This window comes from Pseudomonas atagonensis (assembly GCF_011369485.1).
In the GTDB taxonomy this organism is placed as follows: domain Bacteria; phylum Pseudomonadota; class Gammaproteobacteria; order Pseudomonadales; family Pseudomonadaceae; genus Aquipseudomonas; species Aquipseudomonas atagonensis.
The window spans coordinates 106,482-128,705 of record NZ_VXCA01000035.1; the positions used below are offsets into that span (position 1 = coordinate 106,482).

The following is a 22,224-nucleotide window of genomic DNA, read 5'->3' on the forward strand; positions in this document are numbered from 1 at the left end:
AACCATGCAACTCATCGATATCGGCGTCAACCTGACCAACCCAAGTTTCGCCGACAAACACCAGGCCGTACTCGACCGCGCCTATGCTGCCGGCGTCTGCCAACTGGTGCTGACCGGCACCAGCGTCGAAGGCAGTGAACAAGCCCTGGAACTGTGTCGGCAACTGGATGAAAGCGGCCAGCGACTGTTCGCCACCGCCGGTATTCACCCGCATTCGGCCAGTGACTGGAACGCTGACAGCGCACGGCGTCTGCGCAGTTTGCTGATGGAAACCAACGTGGTGGCGGTGGGTGAATGCGGTCTGGATTTCAATCGCGATTTCTCGCCACGCCCGCAGCAGGAAAAAGTCCTCGAAGAACATCTGGCGCTGGCCGTCGAACTGCAACTGCCGGTGTTTCTACACGAGCGCGACGCCAGTCAACGCCTGCTGGAAATCTTGAAAGACTTCCGCGACAAGTTGCCTGCCGCCGTGGTGCATTGCTTCACCGGCGAGCAAAAGGCGCTGTTCAGCTACCTCGATCTCGACCTGCATATCGGCATCACTGGCTGGATCTGCGATGAACGCCGGGGCACGCATTTGCATCCGCTGGTCAAAGAGATCAAACGTGGGCGGCTGATGCTGGAAAGTGATGCGCCGTATCTCTTGCCACGCACCTTGCGCCCAAAGCCAAAGAACGGCCGCAATGAACCGGCGTATCTGAGCGAAGTGCTGCGCGAGGTGGCGCTGCATCGCGGCGAAAGCGAAGAAGATCTGGCCGCACACACTACCGCATGCGCCCGCGCCTTCTTCAACCTGCCCACCTTCCCCTGACGCCACAAGGGTTAGCGCAGAACCTGTTGACCCACATCAAGAACTTCAGATCTGCGTAGCGGCACAATGCTGGCACCTTGCCAAAACTGTTTCCGCTATCAGAGAAGACCTCCATGGGTGCCTGGCTTAGCAATATCTCGCTGAAATACAAATTCTGGGCGGTCAACGCGGTCGCCTTCGTCACCACGCTGTTGCTGGTGTTGTACGCCGTACAACTCGAACAACAGGCGCGCAGCCACGCGGCGCAGGCGTCGGCACAAGCCCAGGCGCAATTGCTCAAGGCCTGGCCGGCCGGACAGGCGCTGCCCAAGGCCGATCAGGTGCTGACGTTCAAACGCGGTGAAGCGCCGCGCCTCAATGAACAACCGTTGCTGGAGATCACCGACAGCAACGGCTGGAACGACATCAACCACATGCCGCTGTTCGGCGAAAACCCGTTGATGGGCGCTGAAGTGTTCAGCCGCGCCGATGGCCAGCAAGTCGCCGTGATCGCCTACGGCCCGAGCCTGAGCCAGGTGTTCAGCGAGCGTTTCGCAAATTACGCGGTGGCGGTGTTCATCCTGATGCTAGCGATGCTCGGCGCGTCGCAACTGCTGATCCGCTTTCTGCTCAGCCAGCTCAACACGTTGAAAGATGTGATGCTGCACGTCGAGAAAAGCGGCGACCTCTCGGCGCGCGTACCACTGGCTTGCAAGGACGAGGTCGGGCAGATGGCGAATGCGTTCAACGCCATGCAAGCGGGTTATCAGCGTGTGGTCAGCACCGTCGCCAATACCGCGCGGCAACTGGATGTCGGCGCGGCGCGTCTGGCGAAAAGCATGAACGAGGTGCGTCACGGCATGCTCGGTCAGCAGAGCGAAACCGATCAGGCGGCCACGGCGATCAACGAAATGACCGCCACCGTTTACCACATCGCCCAGCATGCCGGCGCCACCCGCGACCTTTCGCAGACTGCCGATGGCCTCGCTGGCAGCGGTCAGCAAGTGGTTGCACGGGTGCAGCATTCGATTGCCGGACTGTCCAGCGGCGTGCAGCAGACCGCCGAGATGATCCAGCGGCTGGCCGAGGACAGTCAGAAGATCAACGGCGTGGTCGGCGTGATTCACAGCATCGCCGAGCAGACCAATCTGCTCGCGCTCAACGCCGCGATTGAAGCCGCCCGGGCCGGTGAAATGGGCCGTGGTTTTGCGGTGGTCGCCGATGAAGTGCGCAATCTCGCCAAGCGGGTGCAGACCTCAACCGATGAAATCACCACCATGGTTTCGGCGCTGCAGGCCGGTACTCGGGATGCCGTGGACTTCATGCAGGAGAGTTCGTACAAAGCTGACGACTGCGTGCAGCAGGCGCAGGAGGCAGGTGAAGCGCTGGCGGAAATCACTGGAGCGGTGGCGCAGATGCGTGAGAGCAATACGCAGATTGCCGTGGCGGCGGAACAGCAGAGTCAGGTGGCCGAAGAGATGAACCGGGCCGTGGTGAGCATTCGCGATGTGACCGAAAACACCGTGCAGCAGACAGTCGATTCGGCGACGACGAGTAATGAGCTGGCGACGTTGGCCGGGGAGCTGAGCAAGGCGATTGGACAGCTCAAGCTGTAGGGGACTCATCGCGAGCAGGCTCACTCCTACAAGGAATTTGTGAACGCCGAAGATCTCCTGTAGGAGTGAGCCTGCTCGCGATAGCTTTAGTTGCAACACCGTCGAATCCGCCCACTGTGCCTATCACTTCAATAGCCAACCTTGATTCGCCGCCCTCCTCAGCCCGGCCTATTCTCCAACCATGTGTTCAACATGGATCGAGGAGTCGTCAACATGGGCAAACGTCACCCCAACCTTCCCGCGTGGCAATGGCGCGCGTACCCGAACAATCATCAGCATCCGACCAATCTGGTGCTGCACCTGATTGCCGTGCCGTTGTTCATTGTCGCGTTTCTGCTGATCGTTTCGGGCGTGTTCAGCCTGAGTCTGGCGAGCGTGGCCATTGGCGTGATCGGCATCGTCGCGGCGCTGGGTCTGCAGCGCCACGGCCACAGCCTGGAGGCGCAAGCCGCCGAGCCGTTCAGTGATCGCAAAGATGCGCTGTCACGTTTGCTGGTCGAACAGTTTCTGACGTTTCCGCGTTTCTTTCTCAGCGGCGGCTGGTGGCGCGCCTGGCGTGAGCGCCACCGTCGGCATTGAATCAGGCGAAGATCGTGACGGTCTGCCGACTCATCGCAATCAACTGCCCTTCTGCGCTCCACAGCTTGGCGGCCACGTGGCCGTAACCGTCGGCGGCGTATTCGATGTCGGCGAGGTATTTGCACCAGTCCAGCGTGCTCAGATCATGCAACGGCTGAACAAACTCAATGGTCCAGGTCAACGTACTACCCGGCGCGGGTTTCTTCAGATACGGCAACAGCGCAGGTGGCCATGCATCGACCAGCGCCAGCAGATGCGCCTCACTGACCGGTTCTTCCTTCACATCCCCGCGCAACCGCACCCAGCCGCCCATCAGGCGCGAGGGTGTGCCGGTGAACGGCATGCCGCCGACATTCCAGCGCATGGCCAGATGGCGCATGAACTCAGGCGTCACGCCTTTGATATACGGCAACTCCGGGCACTCGTCCCAGTGTTTCATTTCGGCTGCCGGATAGGCTTCAACCGCGACCTCTGAAGGCCGCGAAGCACCGAAGCTGCCTTGCACCATCGTGACCACCTGACCGTTCTGCATGGCACGCCCCAGCAACTGGCTGACCGCTTTGCCTTCGCGCAGCACTTCGACTTCAAAGCTCACCGGGACTTCAGGCTCGACCGGGCCGACAAAGGTGATCGCCAGTGAACGCACTGGCCGATCCGCCGGCACTCGGGCGCGCATCGCTTCGTATTGCAGCGCGGCAACCAGACCACCGAAACTGGCACGGCCCTGACCCCATTCGGCAGGAATCGTCAGTTCCGGTTGGCGGCGGACCGCATCAAGCAGATCACAAAAGCGCATGGCAACCTCGGAAACGAAAAAGGAATGCACGGATCTTAACCAGCTCAAGACAACGCCGCAGCGTCTATTCCGGTCAAATGGGCTGACATCTCGGACATGATGCAGAACCCCGTGGGAGCGGGCTTGCCCGCTCCCACAAGGAAATACAAATAGTGCTTGAGGTTATTTGAAGCAGGTCGAGCTGAGTTTTTCGAGGACACGATCCGCTTTGCCTTCGGCCTCGATCATGGTCGCCTGCCAGGTCGCCACACAGGGTTGCAGATCGGCTTCCTGCTCGGCTTTCGCCAGCCACTGCCAGCAATCGTGCCAGTCGCCCAGTGCACCTTGCGCCGCCTTCAGGCGTTTCAGCGCAGCTTCAGGCAGACGATCCAGTTCGGGATAGGCTTCGATGCCATAACGCACACGCTTGATCAGCAGGCGCAGACGGTGACGGTCATGCGCCGGATCGTGCAGCGCTTCATCGAGTTTCTGCCATTGTTTGCCGAGGCGTTTTTCGATGCGCTTGTCCAGATCCTTGAGCAAGCCCTGCCGTTGCGACGCCCGCAAGAAGCGTGGAAAGGCATCGAGGATCATCAGCAATGCCGCAACTTCCTGACTGGCCGCCAGCGTCGGATAGGCCTGCGCCATTTGCGCCATGCGGCGTTGCGCCGCTTCAGGCTGCTGGTGCTGAAGCAGATACGCCGCCAGAACCTCGCGGTCACGCCAAGGCGTGGTCAATTGGCCGACAGCCGAAGCGGCGTCTTCCAGTTGCTCGACACCCGGCAAGCCGCGCAACGGCCGCAACAGGCTGCGCAGTCGGCGAACCGTGGTGCGCAAATCGTGCAGGGCTTCGGGATCGGTGTGCGCATTCATTCGCGCCTGACAGGCCAGCAGTCGCACTTCCAGGCTCAGAACATGAGCCACCAGGCGGTCAACCAACGCAGACATCACTTGCTCCTGAATCAAAGGGCTGCAAAGGATGAGTCTGCGACTTCACAGCCTCATCCCGCTTGAGCTACGTCAGCAGCTTAGCGCCCGGCGCGGGATTCGCGAATGTAGAAACGCGCCTTCTCGGCTTTGCTGCTGCAACCCTCGAAGCCCTCGAACTGCTGCTGGGTTTTCGCCGCCGTCAGCAGCGAAAGCGCTTTGGAATAACTGACCGTGCCGGCAAACCCTTCGGCCTTGGCCAGATCCAGTTCGTGCCACGCCGCATCGAGCTGGCTGCCACAGCTGTCACGATACGCAGTCTTGCCCGCGCAACCGGCCAACGCCAAAGCCATCAACGGCACACAGATCCAGGCTTTCATCACTCACACCTCAAATAGGTCAACAGTCGTGCAGGTAAGACGGCTGCGCGGGCAAAAAGTGCCTTGCCGCGCAATCGATCGACGGTGGCGAAAAGGATAGCGCCGAAGCTGCACGGAGTATCGGAAAAACGACGTTGTTGATGTCCCGTGCGACCCTGGCGATTGAGCCCGCCCCGCGTTGGGTGCATTGTGGAACCTTGTCGGGAGGACGTTTGATGAAAAAGCGTGTCGCACTGGTGTTGGGCTCCGGTGGCGCCCGGGGCTATGCCCATATCGGGGTCATTGAGGAGATCGAAAAACGCGGTTACGACATCGCCTGCATTGCCGGCTGTTCGATGGGCGCGGTGGTCGGCGGCATCTACGCCGCCGGCAAGCTCGACGAGTACCGCAACTGGATCGAAAGTCTGGATTACCTCGACGTCCTGCGCCTGGTGGACGTGAGCTTTCGCCTCGGCGCGATTCGTGGCGAAAAAGTCTTCGGGCAGATCCGCAAGATCGTCGGCGAGATCAACATCGAGGATTTGCGCATTCCCTACACGGCAGTGGCCGCCGACCTCACCAATCAGCAGGAAATCTGGTTTCAGGAAGGCTGCCTGCATCAGGCGATGCGCGCTTCGGCGGCGATTCCCAGCCTGTTTACGCCAGTAATGCAAGGCAACCGCATGCTGGTGGACGGCGGCATTCTTAATCCGCTGCCCATCGTGCCGGTGGTCTCCAGCCACTGCGATCTGATCATCGCGGTGAACCTCAACTCGACCAACCAGCGGCATTACAAACTGCCGGTAATTCAACGTCCCGCAGCCTTTCGCTCACGATTTGACAGCCTGATCAGTTCACTCGGTTCGAAGATGCCGTTCCGGCGTAAGCAGGCTGAGCAATTGTTGATGCTGGAACAGGAAGCACTGCGCGCCGAGGCTGCCGACATCAACCCGTGGCTGGAAGGAGTCGAACCGGAAAGCCAACAACCGGCCGCCGCGCCCGAACGCGAAGGCGCGCCGAAATCAGCAACCGGCTCGTTCATCATCGATAACGTCGGGCCAGCGTCGCTGCTGGACTTGATCAACCAGAGTTTCGAGGTGATGCAGACATCACTGGCGCAGTACAAGATCGCCGGCTATCCACCAGACATTCTGATCAACGTGCCGAAGCGGGTGTGCCGGTTTTTCGAGTTTTACAAGGCGCCCGAGCTGATCGCGCTGGGACGTGAGATTGCCAGCGACACCCTGGATCGTTACGAGAGTGAGCAGGGCTGACGGGCTGAAATTTTTAGTCAGTTTGAGGGCCTCTTCGCGAGCAAGCCCGCTCCCACAGGAGAACGCATTCCAAGGGTGGGAGCGGGCTTGCTCGCGAAAACGTCAGATCAGACAGCGCAAACACTACAGGCTGCTATCACTCAACAATCGATAGCCGACTCCCGCCTCCGTCACGATAAATCGTGGGTGGGTCGGGTCGTCTGCCAGTTTCTGGCGCAAATGCCCGACCACGATCCGCAGATAATGACTGTCCTCGGTGTGCGTCGGGCCCCAGATATCCTTGAGCAATTGCTGCTGGGTGATGACCCGCCCCGGATGCCGCGCCAGTTGCGCCAGCACTGCATATTCCTTGCGAGTCAACGCCACTTCGACGCCGTCGAGCAGCACCCGCCGATAGGCCAGATCCACAGTCAGCGGACCGAAATTGAGCGCCGCTTGTTGAGCCTCCCCGGCCGGAGCCTGACGCAACAAGGCACGCACCCGGGCGAGAAATTCCTGAATGCCGAACGGCTTGGTCACGTAGTCATTCGCGCCGCCATCCAATGCCTGGACTTTCTGCCCCTCGCTGGCGCGCACCGAGAGCACCAGCACCGGCGCCGTGGCCCACTCACGAAACTCGCGCAGCACTTGCTGGCCGTCCATGTCCGGCAGGCCGAGGTCGAGCACCAGCAGGTCGGGTTTGTTCAGCGCTGCCTGCGCCAACCCCTCGGCGCCGGTGCCGGCCTCAAGCACTTTGTAGCCTTGTGAAGCGAGGCTGATGCGCAGGAATTTGCGGATCTGCGGTTCATCATCGATGACCAGAATGGTCGCGGTCTGGCTCATGAATTCACATCAACAGTAAAGATTGGCAAGAGAGTAGCGCAGTCGGCATCAGGCTTCATTGTCCATCCCCGGTTGTGCCTGCAACGGCAGGTGCAAGGTGATGCAGGTGCCGCGCCCGTCGATGCCGTCGGCAACACTGATTCGCCCGCCGTGAGCACCGACCATGCCCTGACAGATCGCCAGTCCAAGGCCGGTGCCCTGGCCGCCGCGATCACCCCGCGCCGCGGTGTAGAACATGTCGAAAATCTTCGCCCGTTCGTCCTCCGGAATCCCCGGCCCTTCGTCGCTGACCGAGAAGAAAATCTCGCTGTCGTCGGCACCGGCGCGCAGTTGCAAACGACCGTGCACAGGCGAGAAGCGCGCAGCGTTTTCCAGCACATTGACCAGCGCCTGTTCGATCAGCGCGGCGTGCACGAACAGCAGCGGCAACTCGACCGGCACATCGGTGCCGACCTGCAACGGCGCGAGCACTGCGCGCAGGCGATTGAGCGAACTGCCGACGATGTCGGCGGGCGACACCCAGTCCCGCGCCAGCTTCAGCGCGCCGTGGCCGAGGCGGGTCATGTCGAGCAGGTTCTGGATGTAGCGATCAAGGCGTTCGGCTTCATCACGGGTGCCTTCGAGCAGTTCGCGACGATCCTCCAGCGGGATCGCTTCGCCGAGGGCCAACAAGCTGTCGATGCTGCCGCGCATCGATGTCAGCGGTGTGCGCAGATCGTGGGACACCGACGCCAGCAAGGCGCTGCGCAATTGCTCGGTTTCGCCGTGCAGGCGCGCCGCTTCCAGATCATCCGCCAGTTGCGCCCGGGCCAAGGCTTGCGCCAACGGCTGGCTGAGCGCGGTGAGCAAGCGACGACGCTGACCGCTCAAGGTCTGGCCTTCTTTGGCGCAGACGCCGAGCAAGGCCAAAGGGCCGTCCTCGACCGAAAGCGGCCACCACCACCAACGACCGAACGGCAGCGTGCCCGTGCCCATCCCTGCCGGCTGATCGTGTTGCCAGGCCCAATCGGCTGCGGCACGTTCGGACTCAGTGAATTGCAGCGGCCCGCCGGTTTCGACTTTCCAATCACCCTGCCCGTCGCGATTGAGCAGGCACAACTGTAGATCGCTCCAGCCGTTTAGGTGCTGCGCGGCGGCGCTGACCACGGCTTGCCGGTCGGTGGCGGCGGTGAGTTTGCGCGACAGGTCGAGCAGCTCGGTGGTCTCTTCCTGCGTGTCGCGCAGTGCCTGCAATTGTCGACGCTGACGTGCCGCGAGATTACCGGTGAGCGCCGCCATCAGCAGGAAAAACAGCAAGGTCAGCACGTCTTCTTCACGCTGAATGCTGAAGGAAAAATTCGGCGGGATGAACAGAAAGTCGTAGGTCAGAAACGACAGTGCCGCACAGGCCAGTGCCGGGCCGAGACTGCTGCGCACCGCCACCAGCAGCACCGCCGCGAGGAACACCAACGAGATGTTCGGCAGCGGCAAGACACTCGACACCGCCCACGCCAATGCGCTGGCCAACACCGTAGCGACCAGCGCCAGCGCGTAGTCGAACCAGACCAGGGTCAGGGCGTTTCGGGTGCGCGGTTGATGCTGTTCGTGGTCGCTGTCGAGGACGTTGATTTCCAGCCCATGGGCCTGGCGCAACAGACGCGCAGCCAACCCGCCACCGAACAAGCGACGACGCAGACGCGGCCGCGACTGGCCGACCAGCACCAAACTCGCACGGCGTTCAGCGGCATGCTGAATCAGGGTTTTCGCCACTTCACCGGCACGCAGCAACACCACTTCGCCGCCGAGGCGTTCAGCCAATTGCTGAGCGCTTTGCAGGCGCAGGCGCGATTGCTCGTCGCGCACGCTACCGTTATCGACATGCACCAGACTCCACGGCAAATGCCGACGCTGGGCGACCCGACTGGCATGGCGCACCAGCCGTTCAGCCTGGGCATCGCCATCGACGCCGACCAGCAATCGACCGCGCACCGCCGGCGCAGCCTGACCGAGTTGGCGGTAGCCCTGAGCGAGATCGTTGTCGACCTGCGCGGCCGCCGTTTGCATCGCCAGTTCGCGCAACGCAGTGAGGTTGGTCTGGGTGAAAAATGCATCAATCGCCGCCCGCGCCTGCTCCGGCACGTAGACCTTGCCTTCGCGCAGTCGCTCGAGCAATTCCCGTGGCGGCAGGTCGATCAGCAGCAGTTCGTAGGCTTCCTGCAGCACCCAGTCCGGCAGGGTTTCGCGCACTTGCACGCCGGTGATGCCGCGCACTTGATCGTTGAGGCTTTCCAGGTGCTGGACGTTGACTGTGGTGAACACGTCGATGCCGGCAGCGAGCAATTCCTGAATGTCTTGCCAGCGTTTGGTGTGGCGGCTGCCGGGAGCGTTGGTGTGCGCCAGCTCATCGACCAGCACCAGTTTCGGTTTGGCCGCGAGAATGCCGTCGAGGTCCATTTCTTCGAGCATCACGCCACGGTATTCCGAGCGTATCAGCGGTTGCTGCGGCAAGCCGCCGAGCAGCGCCTCGGTTTCAGCGCGCCCATGGGTTTCGACCACGCCGGCGATGAGTTTCACGCCCTGACGCAGTTGGGTGTGGGCCGCCTGGAGCATGGCGTAGGTCTTGCCGACACCGGGGGCGGCGCCGAGGAAAACCTTGAGCCGGCCACGGCCGTCGCGGGGCAGGTCTGCTAACAGTGCGTCGGCGCGGCCGGAGTCGCTCATGCTTGATCTCTTCAGTCAGATGTTGATCGTTCCCACGCNNCCGGGACGCTCTGCGTCCCACTAAAGCAGACGCGGAGCGTCTATTGATGCATTCCCACGCAGAGCGTGGGAACGAGCATCTACTAGAGTTTTTCCAAGGCCATGTTCAGCTCCAGCACATTGACCACCGGCGGCCCTACCAGCGGCTGTTCGATGTGCGCATCGAGCAATTGCTGCAGGGTCGACACCGGCAGGTTACGCGCGGCCGCGACACGCGCCAGTTGATAGGCAATTGCCGCTGGAGGCAAGTGCGGATCGAGGCCGCTGCCTGAGGTGGTCAACAGCGCCAACGGCACCGGGCCTTGCCCGGGCACCTGCAATTTGTTGGCGTCGTCGATCACTCGCGTGGCCAGCGCCGGGTTGCTCGGGGCCAGGTTGCTCGCGCTGCTGGAAACGGTCGCAAACGCGCCGGCCGAAGGACGTGGATGGAACCACGCATCGCCAACAAAATCCTGAGCGATCAGCGATGAGCCGCGCACCTTGCCGTCGGCATCGTGAACCAGACTGCCGTTGGCCTGTTCGGGGAATGCGACTTGCGCAACGCCGGTCACTACCAGTGGATAGGCAACGCCGGTGACCAGGGTCATCAGCACCAGCAGGCTCAGGGCCGGACGTATCATTGTGGACATTTCAAAATCCTCGAATTCGTTGGGCAAACTTTTTGTGGAGTGTCAGGGAGATCTTTTCCCCCTCACCCCAGCCCTCTCCCCCAGGGGGGCGAGGGGGAAAGGGAGCCGATCGTGGTGCTTCTCAAGACCGGAGTTCAGCTCGGTATCTCAGGTCGACGCACCTCTGATAAACCACTCGGTCAGTCCCCTCTCCCTCCGGGCGGTCCGACGTTTCGGGAGGGTTAGGGTGAGGGGCTCTTTCCAGCCTCACACCAAATGCAACGCCGTGAGCAGCATGTCGATGGCCTTGATCCCCACGAACGGCACCAGAATCCCGCCCAATCCGTAGATCAACAAATTGCGTCGCAACAACGCCGCCGCACTCGCCGCCTGCACGCGCACACCGCGCAGCGCCAGCGGAATCAGCACAACGATGATCAAGGCGTTGAAGACGATGGCCGAGAGAATCGCGCTCTGCGGACTGGTCAGGTGCATGATGTTCAGCACGCCCAGTTGCGGGTAGATCGAAGCGAACAACGCCGGCAGGATCGCGAAGTATTTGGCGATGTCGTTGGCGATGGAAAACGTCGTCAACGCACCGCGCGTCACCAGCAACTCCTTGCCGATCTGCACCACGTCCAACAGCTTGGTCGGGTCGCTGTCGAGGTCGACCATGTTGGCGGCCTCGCGTGCAGCTTGCGTACCGTCGTTCATCGCCATGCCGACGTCAGCCTGAGCCAGCGCCGGGGCGTCGTTGGCGCCGTCGCCGCACATCGCGACCAGACGACCGTCGTTCTGTTCATGACGAATACGCGCGAGTTTCTTCTCCGGGGTGGCTTCGGCAAGGACGTCATCCACGCCCGCCTCGGCAGCAATCGCAGCGGCGGTCAGCGGGTTGTCGCCGGTGACCATCACGGTGCGAATCCCGAGTTTGCGCAACTCGGCAAAACGTTCGCGGATGCCAGGTTTCACCACGTCCTTGAGGTGAATCGCGCCAAGCAGTTTGCCGTCGGCGCAGACCAGCAACGGCGTGCCGCCGCTCTGAGCAATCTTGTCGATTTCCCGAGACAGTGCCGGGGCCAGGTCAGAGCGGTTCTGGCCAAGGAAACTTAGCAGCGAATCCACCGCGCCCTTGCGATACACGCGGCCCTGATAGTCGACGCCAGACAAGCGGGTTTCCGCGCTGAACGGCACAGCGGTCAGGGTTTCCAGCGCTGGCTCGGATTGCGGGTGCAGACCGCGCAGGTATTCGACGATGGATTTACCCTCGGCGGTTTCATCCGCCAGCGAGGCGAACAACGCGCCTTCGGCCAGTTCCCGACCATTTACTCCCGGCGCGGCGTACACCGCGCTGCAACGACGGTTGCCGAAGGTGATGGTGCCGGTCTTGTCGAGCAACAGAACGTGCACGTCACCTGCTGCTTCCACCGCACGCCCGGATTTGGCGATCACGTTGAGCCGCACCAGACGATCCATCCCGGCAATACCAATCGCCGACAACAGACCACCGATGGTGGTCGGAATCAGCGTGACCAATAACGCCACCAGAAACACCAGCGGCAAGCTGCCGTTGGCGAAGTGAGCGAACGGTTGCAGGGTCACGACCACCAGCAGGAAGATCAGGGTCAGGCCGATCAGCAAGATGTCGAGTGCGACTTCGTTCGGGGTCTTCTGACGCTTGGCGCCTTCGACCAACGCGATCATGCGGTCGAGGGTCGATTCGCCGGGGTTGGCGGTGATCTTCACCAGCAGCCAGTCCGACACCAACCGGGTGTTGCCGGTGACCGCTGAGCGATCGCCGCCCGACTCACGGATCACCGGCGCCGATTCACCGGTGATTGCCGCTTCGTTGACCGCCGCGATGCCTTCGATGACTTCGCCGTCACCGGGGATCATCTCGCCGGCTTCAACGCGCACCACATCGCCTTTGCGCAGACTGGCAGCAGGCACCACCTGAAAACTGCCGTTGGCCAATTTGCGCCGGGCGCTGAGGCCTTCGCTGCCAGCCTTGAGACTGTCCGCGCGGGCCTTGCCGCGACCTTCGGCCAAGGCTTCGGCGAAGTTGGCGAACAGCACGGTGAACCACAGCCACAGGGCGATCTGCGCGGCGACGAAAGTCGGCACCGTACTGTCGGGTATGAAGCACAGCACCGTGGTGAAGATCGCGGTGAGTTCGACCACCAGCATGACCGGCGAACGCGCCAGTTGCCGAGGGTCGAGCTTGACGAAGGCTTGTACCAATGCCGGACGCCACAACGCCGAGATCGCGGTTTTCGCTTGTTCTGGTGCCTTGACGGCAGCGGGTTTGATTGCAGGCATATTCATGATCGATTCCTTAGAAGCCCATGCTCAGGTGTTCAGCAATCGGACCCAGCGCCAGCGTCGGCAAGAACGTCAGGCCGCCCACCAGCAAAATGGTCACGGTCAACAGGGTCACGAACAGCGGGCCGTGGGTCGGGAAGCTGTTCTGGCCGATCGGTGCAGTTTTCTTCATCGCCAGACTACCGGCCAGGGCCAACACCGGAAGGATGTAACCGAAGCGACCGATCAACATGCCCAGACCGAGCATCAGGTTATGGAACGGTGTGTTCGCGCTCAGGCCACCGAACGCCGAACCGTTGTTGGCACTGGCCGAGGTGTAGGCGTAGAGCAATTGACTGAAGCCGTGCGGGCCGGGGTTGCTGATGGTTGCCGCAGGGCCGGGCAACGTCGCGGCAATCGCGCCGAGCACCAGCACGCCAACCGGCATCACCAGCAAGGTAACGACCAGCAGTTGTACTTCCCGCGCCTGCAGTTTCTTGCCGAGATATTCCGGGGTGCGGCCGATCATCAGGCCGGCGAGGAACACCGCGATCAGCACGTTGAGCAACATGCCGTAGAGCCCGGCACCGACGCCGCCGAAGATCACTTCGCCGACCATCATGTTGACCAGCGCGACCATGCCGCTGAGCGGGTTGAGGCTGTCATGCATGCCGTTGACGGAGCCGTTCGACGCCGCTGTGGTGGTCACCGACCAGAGCACCGTCGCGGTGGTGCCGAAGCGGGCTTCCTTGCCTTCCAGTGGCGCGGTCTGTTCAACAGCGGCGTTGTTCAGGGTTGGATTCGGTTGATATTCGGCCCACAGCGAGGTCGCGCCGCCGATCAGGAAAAGCGCGAGCATGCAGGCGATGATCGCGCGGCTCTGGCGCAGGTCTTTGACGTAGTGGCCGAAGGTGAACACCAGCGCCACCGGGATCAGAATGATCGAGCCGACTTCGAACAGGTTGCTCCACGCGGTCGGGTTCTCGAACGGGTGCGCCGAGTTGACGCCGAAGAAGCCGCCGCCGTTGGTGCCCAGCTGCTTGATCGCAATCTGGCTGGCGGCCGGGCCGAGCGGGATCACTTGATCGACGCCCTGCATGGTCACCGCATTCACATATTGCGCGAAGGTTTGCGGCACGCCCTGCCAGACCAGATACAGCGCCAGCAACAGGCACAGCGGCAGCAAACCGTAGAGGGTGGCACGGGTCATGTCGACCCAGAAGTTGCCGAGGGTTTTCGTCGACTTGCGACCGATACCACGGCACAGCGCAACAAGTACAGCCAGGCCAGTCGCGGCGCTGACGAAGTTCTGCACAGTGAGGCCGACCATCTGGCTCAGGTAGCTGAGGGTCGCTTCGCCGCTGTAAGACTGCCAGTTGGTGTTGGTCATGAAACTGACGGCGGTGTTGAACGCTTGCGTCCACTCCTGGCCCGGCAGGTTTTGCGGGTTCAGCGGCAAGTGATCCTGGAACAACAGGATCGCGAACAGCAGCAGAAAACCGGCGAGGTTGAACGCCAGCAACGCCAGCGTGTATTTCTGCCAGCTCTGTTCCGCCTGCGGATCAACCCCGGCAATGCGATAACAGCCGCGCTCGACCGGACCGAGAATCGGCGTCAGCCAGGTGCGCTGACCTTCCATCACTTTGTAGTAGAAACGCCCGAGGAACGGCGCCGGCAGCAAGACCACCGCGAAAAACGCGAGGATCAGCCAATAGTCATAACTGTGCATAGCCGCTCCTAGTTCCGGTCCGCGCGCAACAGCGCAACCAACAGATAAATGAACAGCCCCACTGCCAGCAGCAGGGACACCCCGTCCAGAACGCTCATGGAAGATCTCCGTGTTACGGCGTATTGCCGTGTGTGCAGGCATTGTCGGAAAGGAGGCTGTAAAGGAACGAGACCGAGGGGGGCGGCGGGGCATAAAGAAAGCGTAAAGAGTGAGTTTATGCTGGCGTTACACCCGGCTTTTGCGGTGTCTGGGCCGGCCTCTTCGCGAGCAAGCCCGCTCCCACAGGGGAATGCATTCCAAATTGCAGGAGCGGGCTTGCTCGCGAAGACGGCAGCACAACCAACAACGCACCCAACTGGCGCACAAACAGGTTGGCATCCCGCGGCAAACATCCCCGATACGACTCCATTCAACCTATTACGACTTGTTTCACCGCAATGGCACGTCCACTGCACGCGCCCTCCCCGAGCTTTCCAAACTCTTCAGGGAGCAAACGCATGAACACACAACTCAAACCCACCCTGGGCACCTTGCATTTGTGGGGTATCGCCGTCGGGCTGGTGATTTCCGGGGAATATTTCGGCTGGAGTTACGGCTGGGGCGTGGCCGGAACACTGGGTTTCCTGGTGACTTCGTTCATGGTCGCGACCATGTACACCTGCTTCATTTTCAGCTTCACCGAACTGACCACCGCGATTCCTCACGCGGGCGGGCCGTTCGCTTACAGCCGCCGAGCGTTTGGCGAGAAAGGTGGATTGATCGCCGGACTGGCGACGCTGATCGAATTCGTTTTCGCCCCGCCCGCCATTGCCCTGGCCATCGGCGCCTATCTGAACGTGCAATTCCCCGCGCTCGATCCGAAACACGCGGCGGTCGGCGCCTACTTCGTGTTCATGGGTTTGAACATCCTCGGGGTGAAACTGGCAGCGACGTTCGAGTTGATCGTCTGCGTATTGGCCGTCGCTGAATTGCTGGTGTTCATGGGCGTGGTCGCCCCGGCGTTCAGCTTCAGCAACTTCGCCCTCAATGGCTGGGCGGGTTCGGATGTGTTCGGTGCACCGGCGATCGCCGGGATGTTCGCGGCGATTCCATTTGCGATCTGGTTTTTCCTCGCCATCGAAGGCGCAGCCATGGCTGCCGAAGAAGCCAAGGATCCGAAACGCACGATTCCCAAGGCTTACATCAGCGGCATTCTGACTCTGGTGTTGCTGGCAATGGGCGTGATGTTCTTTGCCGGCGGTGTCGGCGACTGGCGCACTCTGGCCAATATCAACGACCCGCTGCCGCAGGCGATGAAAACCGTGGTCGGCGATAATTCCGGCTGGTTGCACATGTTGGTGTGGATCGGCTTGTTCGGGTTGGTGGCGAGCTTCCACGGGATCATCCTGGGTTACTCGCGACAGTTTTTCGCCCTCGCCCGCGCCGGTTACCTGCCGGCCTCGCTGGCCAAGCTCTCGCGCTTCCAGACACCGCACCGGGCAATTATTGTCGGCGGCATCATCGGCATTGCGGCGATTTACAGCGACGGTCTGATCAACCTCGGCGGCATGACACTCACCGCTGCGATGATCACCATGGCCGTGTTCGGCGCCATCGTGATGTACATCATGAGCATGCTCAGCCTGTTCAAACTGCGTAAATCGGAGCCGAATCTGGAGCGTACATTCCGTGCGCCGTGCTATCCGCTGATTCCGATGATTGCGCTGGTGCTGGCAGTGGTGTGCCTGGTGGCGATGGCGTGGTTCAACGCGTTGATCGGACTGATCTTTCTCGGCTTCATGGCGGTTGGCTTCGGCTATTTCCTGCTTACCGGACAATTGCGCGCCAATGCACCGGCCGATGCGATGCTGACCGGAAACTGAGGGAGTGTGAGTGCATCAGGCATAACCGGCCTAGAATGGAACCACTGCGAAGTCTCTTCGCTCAAAAGTGGTAGGCAGCGTCGCGGCGAAATCCTCGTCCGTTGATCTGCCCTTAAGGAGAGCCGTTATGCCCTGGTATGCCTGGTTGATTCTGGTCGTTGCAATCGGCTCGATCGTTGGCGGATTGATGATGTTGCGGGACACTGCCAACAAGGTCGAACTGACCGATGAAGAACGCAAGCGCGTTGCGCAGCGCAATGCCGAAGCGGACATCAAGGACGCGCAAGACCGCTGAAAACAAACCCCGCCGATTGGCGGGGTTTATGTTTTATGTAACCAAGAGACTTATCTGCATGCTTTTAGGAGTAGAAGTACAGTCACCATCTAATTTTCAGTGGTTAAGATGGTGGCCTTGTCGCGGAGAGTCGAAATGCGTTACTCGCAGGATCACAAAGCCCAGACCCACCAACGCATCATCAAAGAGGCTTCCGCGCGATTCCGCAAGGACGGTATCGGTGCAACGGGCTTGCAACCATTGATGAAGGCGCTCGGGTTGACCCATGGCGGTTTTTACTCGCACTTCAAGTCCAAGGACGATCTGGTGGAAAAAGCCTTGCAGGAGGCTGGCAATCAACTGGACGCACATTGCGCCATGCTGTTTTCCGAAGAGCGCCCGCTGGAGGCTTTCATCGACAGCTATCTCTCTGAGTGGCACCACACCTCTCCCCACGAAGGCTGCCCGTTGCCCACCATGTCTTCGGAACTGGGCCTGCGCGGCCAGCCGAGCCCGACCACCGATACCGTGCTCAATAATCGATTGGAACAGGTAGAACATAGCCTTGAGGGCGAGAGCGCCGCTGATCGCAGCATCGTCATCATGGCCACGCTGGTCGGTGCACTGGTGCTCGCGCGCAGCGTCGAAAACCCGGAGCTGGCGCAGCGGGTTCTCGATGTCACGCGACGTTCATTGAAGAAACAGCAGGATTAATCTTTCCAGCGCTTGAACAACACGCTGGCGTTCACCCCGCCGAAGCCAAAACCATTGGACAACGCATATTCGATCGACATCGAACGCGCCTTGCCATGGACGATATCCACTCCCGCGCTGGCCGGGTCAGGGTTATCCAGATTCAGAGTGGGCGGTACTATCTGATCACGAAGGGCCAGCAACGTGAAGATCGCCTCCAGGCCGCCGGCCGCACCGAGCAGATGCCCCGTGGCGGATTTGGTCGAAGTCACGGCAATTCTGTTTTCCTCGCCAAATACACTCTTGATCGCCGCCAACTCGCCCAGATCCCCTACTGGCGTAGACGTGGCATGCGCATTGAGGTGCTGCACCTGAGCCGGCTCGATTCCCGCCTGTGCCAGCGCCAGTGTCATTGCCCGGCGCGCGCCGCTGCCATCTTCGGGACCTGCGGTCAGGTGATAGGCATCGGCGCTGGTGCCGTAACCGACCAGCTCGGCCAACGGCTGAGCACCACGGGCCAAGGCATGTTCCAGAGATTCGATGACCAGAAGACCCGCGCCCTCGCCCATGACGAAACCATCGCGGCCACTGTCGAACGGACGCGATGCGCGCTGCGGCGTGTTGTTGTAGCCACTGGACAGCGCCCGGGCTGCCGCGAAGCCGGCAAGGCTGACCCGATCGATCGAAGCTTCCGCTCCACCACACACAGCGATGTCGGCTTCACCTGCACGAATCAGCCGCGCCGCGTCGCCAATTGCCTGAACCCCGGCGGCACACGCCGTCACCGGCGCGCCCAATGGCCCTTTGAGGCCATGCTGAATCGACACATGCCCCGCCGCCAGGTTGACCAGAAACGACGGAATCGTGAAGGGCGACAAACGCCGAGGCCCCCGACTGTCCGTGGTGCGCACAGCATCGGCAATCGCGCCGAAACCACCAACACCGGAGCCGATAATGGTTGCAGTGCGTTCCTGATCCAAGGTCTTGGAAGGCTGCCATCCGGCCTGCTCGAGCGCCTGACGCGCAGCCTCCATGGCAAACAGGATGAAGCGGTCCATTTTTTTCTGTTCTTTCGGTGGAGTGGCGCGATCCGGATCGAAACCGGCTTCGGCATCCTCCTCCACCGTCGGCACTGCACCGCCGATCTTCGCAGGCAAATCAGCGACCACCGCTTCCGGCAAGCTGCGCAACCCAGAATGCCCGGCCAGCAAGCGCTGCCAGACAACTTCGACATCACTGCCCAATGGAGACACCAGGCCCATGCCCGTGACGACTACTCGACGCTGATCCATACCGCGTTTACCCCTGACCGATTCGAAGGACTTACTTGTAGCGACTGGCTGCAGAACTGTGCGAAAGATTCGGCGCCAACACATGACGTGCGGCGACAAAAGCGTGCCAATCACCCGCATCCGGCAATGACGGGATGGTAATGAGCTCGCCCTGATCCAGGCCCGCCAACGCGGCATCAACCATCTCGCCAGCCTCCATGACCATTTCTGCCGGGATGCCGCTCGCGTCGATACCGGAACGCTCCCAGATTTCAGTGCGGGTCACACCGGGAAGCACCGCTTGCACCTTGACGCCGGTGCCATCGAGTTCGGCATTGAGCGATTGGGTCAGGCTCAGCACGTAGGCCTTGCTCGCGCTGTAGGTTGCGTTGAAACGCTCGGGGAACAGTGCAACCACCGAGGCAATATTGATGATCGTGCCACGCCCAGCCTTGGCAAAACTCGCGGCGGCTGCAGAGGCCAACAGCGTGACAGCCGTGACGTTTAATTGAATCAGACGCTCAAGCGCGTCCGCGTCCGAATTGGCCAGCAAGCCATTCGCGGCCACACCGGCATTATTCAGCAACAGGCTGATGCTGGAATCGCTGCGCAAGCGTTGCTGAACCTTCAGCACATCGTCGTTCTGCGTCAGATCCGCTTTCAATACTTCGACCTGAACACCGTGCGCTTCACGCAATTTGCTCGCTGCCGCCTCCAGACGCTGCTGATCTCGAGCCACCAACAACAAGTCAAAACCGCGTGCAGCCAATCGCTCGGCGTACACGGCCCCGATGCCCGAAGATGCACCCGTGATGAGAGCCGTACCTTGAGACGTTACAGAATTCATGTGAGTACTCCTGAAAATGCGCGAAGGAAAAATGGCCTGAGAGCAGGTATTGCTTCGAAGGCGAGGAAATTATTATAGGCATAATCTAAACGCAATATGATAGCCGTAATTTTCAGCCATTCGTCGAATGCACCACTTGGCCAGTCCATTCGAGCTGCACGCAGAAACAAGAAAGGCCGGTCAATGACCGGCCCCTTGGCGTTGAACAATCAGCTTAGTTCACTTCCAGCTTTTCACGATTGCGATCCAGAATCGCTTTACCGATCCCCTTCACTTCCAGCAACTCATCCACCGATGCGAACGGCCCGTTTGTTTCACGATACGCAACAATCGCCTTGGCCTTGGCCTCACCTATCCCGGACAGCTCTTTTTGCAGAGTCGTTGCGTCGGCATCATTGAGATCGACCTTTGCGCTTTGAGAAGCTGCCGACACATCAACAGAAACGGACGCCTTGGCCAGCTCCGGAGTCGCAGCCGGGGCTGCAACTGCAGCAATCGAGGCGCTGGTGAGCAGGGAAAAAATCAGCGAGTAGAAGTAACCAGTACGCATAAGTGACGCTCCATCATCGTTTGAGAAAGCAGCTTTTCCGAAGCTGCTCCTCAAACCTAGGTCATGGTGGCGACAAGTCAAAAATGCGTGCGTTACAGGATGTGAAACAATCAGGAGTCGAGATGGCGCTGCTGATAGATCCAATCGACGATTTCGCCGTCGGGGGTGTAGCCGGAGACGGTTTCGCGCAGGAGTTGGCGTACACGATCGTAATCATCTTGATCGACCGCCACCAACAACTCTTTCAGACGAACCTTGAGGACGTCCCAAGGCAGGTGATCCTCGTTGGCGCTCATGATCATCGGGTGCTGCGTGGCGACAACGTTGTCGCCGATCAAGAGTTCCTCGTAAAGTTTCTCGCCAGGACGCAACCCTGTGAACTCGATGGAAATGTCGCCTTGCTGGTTCTTGTCCGAACGGACACTCAAACCGGACAGATGAATCATCTTCTCTGCCAGCTCGACGATTTTTACCGGCTCCCCCATGTCCAGAACAAACACATCTCCCCCCTGCCCCATCGAACCTGCTTGAATCACAAGTTGTGCAGCTTCGGGAATGGTCATGAAGTAACGTGTGATTTTGGGATGGGTGACCGTCAACGGACCACCGGATTTGATCTGGCTGTGAAACAGCGGGATGACTGACCCTGAAGAGCCCAGAACGTTGCCAAAGCGCACCATGGTGAAACGGGTCTTGTTGACTCGCGATACCTTTCCGTTTTCACCAAACAGTACTGGCGCAATCTCGCGACTGAGGGCCTGCAAGGTCAGCTCGGCTAAACGCTTGGTGCTGCCCATGACATTCGTTGGGCGCACAGCCTTATCGGTTGAAATCAATACAAAGTTGGCAACCCCTGCCTGCAATGCAGCCTGGGCAGTATTGAGCGTGCCGATAACATTATTGAGTACGCCTTCGGCGATGTTGTGTTCGACCATTGGCACATGTTTATAAGCAGCCGCGTGGTAAACAGTATCTACGTCCCAAGTCTTCATCACATCCAGAAGTTTGTCCTGATGCCTGATCGAGCCGAGGATTGGAAGTAGACGTACAGGCACCGACTGCCTGCTGGCGCGCTGCTCCAGTTCCGAAAGTATGCTGTAAAGGTTGAACTCACTGTGCTCGAAGAGCAAAAGCGTGGTGGGACCCAAGGCAAAAATTTGCCGGCACAACTCCCCGCCAATCGAACCGCCGGCCCCCGTAACCATCACGGTCTTGCCTTTGATACAACGCTCGAGCAGATCCGGTTGCGCGGGAACCGAGTCGCGCCCCAAAAGGTCTGCAATATCCACTTCCTGGATGTCTTCGACCTTGACTCGCCCACTGGCCAGATCGGTGAAATTGGGAACGCTGCGTATATGTAGAGGGAAACGCTCGAGGATGGTGAGAATCTCTCTGCGCCGGGCACGGGTTGACGATGGAAGGGCGAGGAGAATTTCTTGTGCGCCTGTTTCGTCGATCATTACCTGGATATTTTTAGGCTTATAGACCTGAAGACCTGCAATCGAGCGATCTGCAATGCTCGCATCATCATCGATAAAAGCGACAGGGCGCATTGCACGGCCCATCCGAAGCGCTGCCACCAGCTGGTTACCGGCGACACCAGCACCATAAACGGCAACTTTGGTGAGGCCGTCATCCCGATTGGTAAACGGGACATGTTGGGAGGCATTGAACCAATCCCCCATGAAATACTGACGCATGCACAACCGCAGACCACCAATGATGACAAGACTGAGCCACCAATAGTTGAAGACGATGGATCGCGGCACCACGGCTTCATGGTTGCTGTACCAGTAAACGACCAATGCCAGAATCAGTGATGAAAGCGTGACTGCCTTGATGATGGCGACAAGCGCGTCGTTGCCAAAATAGCGCATCACAGCGCGATACATGCCGAAGCGTATGAAAAGAGGGATCGCGATCACAGGCGCGAACAGGAACAACCAAAGGTGAACCTTGAAAGGGTTGACCATTTCGTCAATACCCAGTCGAACGACAAAAGCCATCCAAAGAGCGATCCATACCAGAACCACATCAGTGATGACTTGCAAAAGCCTCTTTTGCCGGCGCGGGAGCGCCAACAGAAACATCCTAACCCTGTCCATATTGCTTTCCAGCACCTAGGAGACTCCATTCAACAGACCGCGAGATTTTGACGGATTCTATCGCCAAGCCTTAACACTATAAAGCTGAATGGTAGCCGCTGTA

20 protein-coding genes are annotated in these 22,224 nt (G+C 60.2%); 7 read left to right on the forward strand and 13 right to left on the reverse strand.

Features of this window, described 5'->3' with window-relative positions:
* The first annotated feature begins 4 nt into the window (after positions 1-4).
* The 3 genes from F2P67_RS23715 (at position 5) to F2P67_RS23725 (ending at position 2,985) form a co-directional block, all read left to right on the forward strand.
* The gene (locus tag F2P67_RS23715) at positions 5-811 is read left to right on the forward strand and encodes a TatD family hydrolase (RefSeq protein ID WP_166224465.1); all 807 of its coding nucleotides are present in this window, start codon (positions 5-7) and stop codon (positions 809-811) included.
* Positions 812-924: 113 nt separating this feature from the next.
* Entirely contained in the window at positions 925-2,406 is a 1,482-nt protein-coding gene (locus tag F2P67_RS23720; protein ID WP_166224468.1) for a methyl-accepting chemotaxis protein, read from the forward strand.
* 213 nt (positions 2,407-2,619) lie between these two features.
* Positions 2,620-2,985, forward strand: a complete 366-nt coding sequence (locus tag F2P67_RS23725; protein ID WP_166224471.1) for an Mpo1-like protein — start codon at positions 2,620-2,622, stop codon at positions 2,983-2,985.
* Position 2,986: 1 nt separating this feature from the next.
* Here F2P67_RS23725 and F2P67_RS23730 read toward each other — a convergent pair whose 3' ends face one another.
* From F2P67_RS23730 to F2P67_RS23740, 3 genes are all read right to left on the reverse strand, one after another.
* Complete coding sequence (locus F2P67_RS23730) at positions 2,987-3,781, reverse strand: acyl-CoA thioesterase (RefSeq protein WP_166224474.1); 795 nt, start codon at positions 3,779-3,781, stop codon at positions 2,987-2,989.
* A 162-nt stretch (positions 3,782-3,943) separates the two neighbouring features.
* Complete coding sequence (locus F2P67_RS23735; protein ID WP_166224477.1) at positions 3,944-4,708, reverse strand: CHAD domain-containing protein; 765 nt, start codon at positions 4,706-4,708, stop codon at positions 3,944-3,946.
* Between the two features lie 80 nt (positions 4,709-4,788).
* Complete coding sequence (locus tag F2P67_RS23740; protein ID WP_008079886.1) at positions 4,789-5,067, reverse strand: hypothetical protein; 279 nt, start codon at positions 5,065-5,067, stop codon at positions 4,789-4,791.
* Positions 5,068-5,282: 215 nt separating this feature from the next.
* On the opposite strand from F2P67_RS23740, the gene F2P67_RS23745 reads away from it, so the two are divergent.
* Positions 5,283-6,320, forward strand: coding sequence for a patatin-like phospholipase family protein (locus F2P67_RS23745; RefSeq protein WP_166224480.1), 1,038 nt, complete (start codon positions 5,283-5,285; stop codon positions 6,318-6,320).
* Between the two features lie 123 nt (positions 6,321-6,443).
* On the opposite strand, the gene F2P67_RS23750 is transcribed toward F2P67_RS23745, so the two are convergent.
* From F2P67_RS23750 to kdpF, 6 genes are all read right to left on the reverse strand, one after another.
* Positions 6,444-7,142 carry a response regulator gene (locus F2P67_RS23750; protein ID WP_166224483.1) on the reverse strand — a complete coding sequence of 233 codons (699 nt, stop codon included), beginning with the start codon at positions 7,140-7,142 and terminating at the stop codon, positions 6,444-6,446.
* Between the two features lie 48 nt (positions 7,143-7,190).
* On the reverse strand, positions 7,191-9,842 hold the full coding sequence (locus tag F2P67_RS23755) for a sensor histidine kinase (protein WP_166224486.1): 2,652 nt from the start codon (positions 9,840-9,842) through the stop codon (positions 7,191-7,193).
* Between the two features lie 122 nt (positions 9,843-9,964).
* Positions 9,965-10,510 carry a potassium-transporting ATPase subunit KdpC gene (gene kdpC / locus F2P67_RS23760; protein ID WP_150706471.1) on the reverse strand — a complete coding sequence of 182 codons (546 nt, stop codon included), beginning with the start codon at positions 10,508-10,510 and terminating at the stop codon, positions 9,965-9,967.
* A gap of 246 nt (positions 10,511-10,756) precedes the next feature.
* Positions 10,757-12,814, reverse strand: a complete 2,058-nt coding sequence (gene kdpB / locus F2P67_RS23765; RefSeq protein WP_166224489.1) for a potassium-transporting ATPase subunit KdpB — start codon at positions 12,812-12,814, stop codon at positions 10,757-10,759.
* Between the two features lie 10 nt (positions 12,815-12,824).
* Complete coding sequence (gene kdpA / locus F2P67_RS23770) at positions 12,825-14,519, reverse strand: potassium-transporting ATPase subunit KdpA (RefSeq protein WP_166224492.1); 1,695 nt, start codon at positions 14,517-14,519, stop codon at positions 12,825-12,827.
* A gap of 8 nt (positions 14,520-14,527) precedes the next feature.
* The gene (gene kdpF, locus F2P67_RS23775; RefSeq protein ID WP_007899818.1) at positions 14,528-14,617 is read right to left on the reverse strand and encodes a K(+)-transporting ATPase subunit F; all 90 of its coding nucleotides are present in this window, start codon (positions 14,615-14,617) and stop codon (positions 14,528-14,530) included.
* Positions 14,618-15,016: 399 nt separating this feature from the next.
* Between kdpF and eat the strand changes: the two genes are divergently transcribed.
* From eat to F2P67_RS23790, 3 genes are all read left to right on the forward strand, one after another.
* Complete coding sequence (eat, locus tag F2P67_RS23780) at positions 15,017-16,381, forward strand: ethanolamine permease (RefSeq protein WP_166224495.1); 1,365 nt, start codon at positions 15,017-15,019, stop codon at positions 16,379-16,381.
* Between the two features lie 127 nt (positions 16,382-16,508).
* Positions 16,509-16,676, forward strand: a complete 168-nt coding sequence (locus tag F2P67_RS23785) for a DUF2897 family protein (protein WP_003226857.1) — start codon at positions 16,509-16,511, stop codon at positions 16,674-16,676.
* Between the two features lie 135 nt (positions 16,677-16,811).
* Positions 16,812-17,369, forward strand: coding sequence for a TetR/AcrR family transcriptional regulator (locus tag F2P67_RS23790; RefSeq protein ID WP_166224498.1), 558 nt, complete (start codon positions 16,812-16,814; stop codon positions 17,367-17,369).
* Here the strand turns inward: F2P67_RS23790 and fabF are convergent.
* From fabF to F2P67_RS23810, 4 genes are all read right to left on the reverse strand, one after another.
* Positions 17,366-18,640: a beta-ketoacyl-ACP synthase II gene (gene fabF / locus F2P67_RS23795; protein WP_166224501.1), complete on the reverse strand. Its 1,275-nt coding sequence runs from the start codon at positions 18,638-18,640 to the stop codon at positions 17,366-17,368. The two genes, F2P67_RS23790 and fabF, sit on opposite strands and share 4 nt — an antisense overlap.
* A gap of 31 nt (positions 18,641-18,671) precedes the next feature.
* A complete protein-coding gene (locus F2P67_RS23800; protein WP_166224504.1) occupies positions 18,672-19,466 on the reverse strand; it encodes an SDR family NAD(P)-dependent oxidoreductase in 795 nt (264 codons plus the stop codon).
* Between the two features lie 214 nt (positions 19,467-19,680).
* Complete coding sequence (locus F2P67_RS23805; RefSeq protein WP_166224507.1) at positions 19,681-20,016, reverse strand: ComEA family DNA-binding protein; 336 nt, start codon at positions 20,014-20,016, stop codon at positions 19,681-19,683.
* Positions 20,017-20,126: 110 nt separating this feature from the next.
* Positions 20,127-22,121 (reverse strand): polysaccharide biosynthesis protein, encoded by a 1,995-nt coding sequence (locus F2P67_RS23810; RefSeq protein WP_166224765.1) that lies wholly within the window; start codon positions 22,119-22,121, stop codon positions 20,127-20,129.
* Positions 22,122-22,224 lie beyond the last annotated feature (103 nt).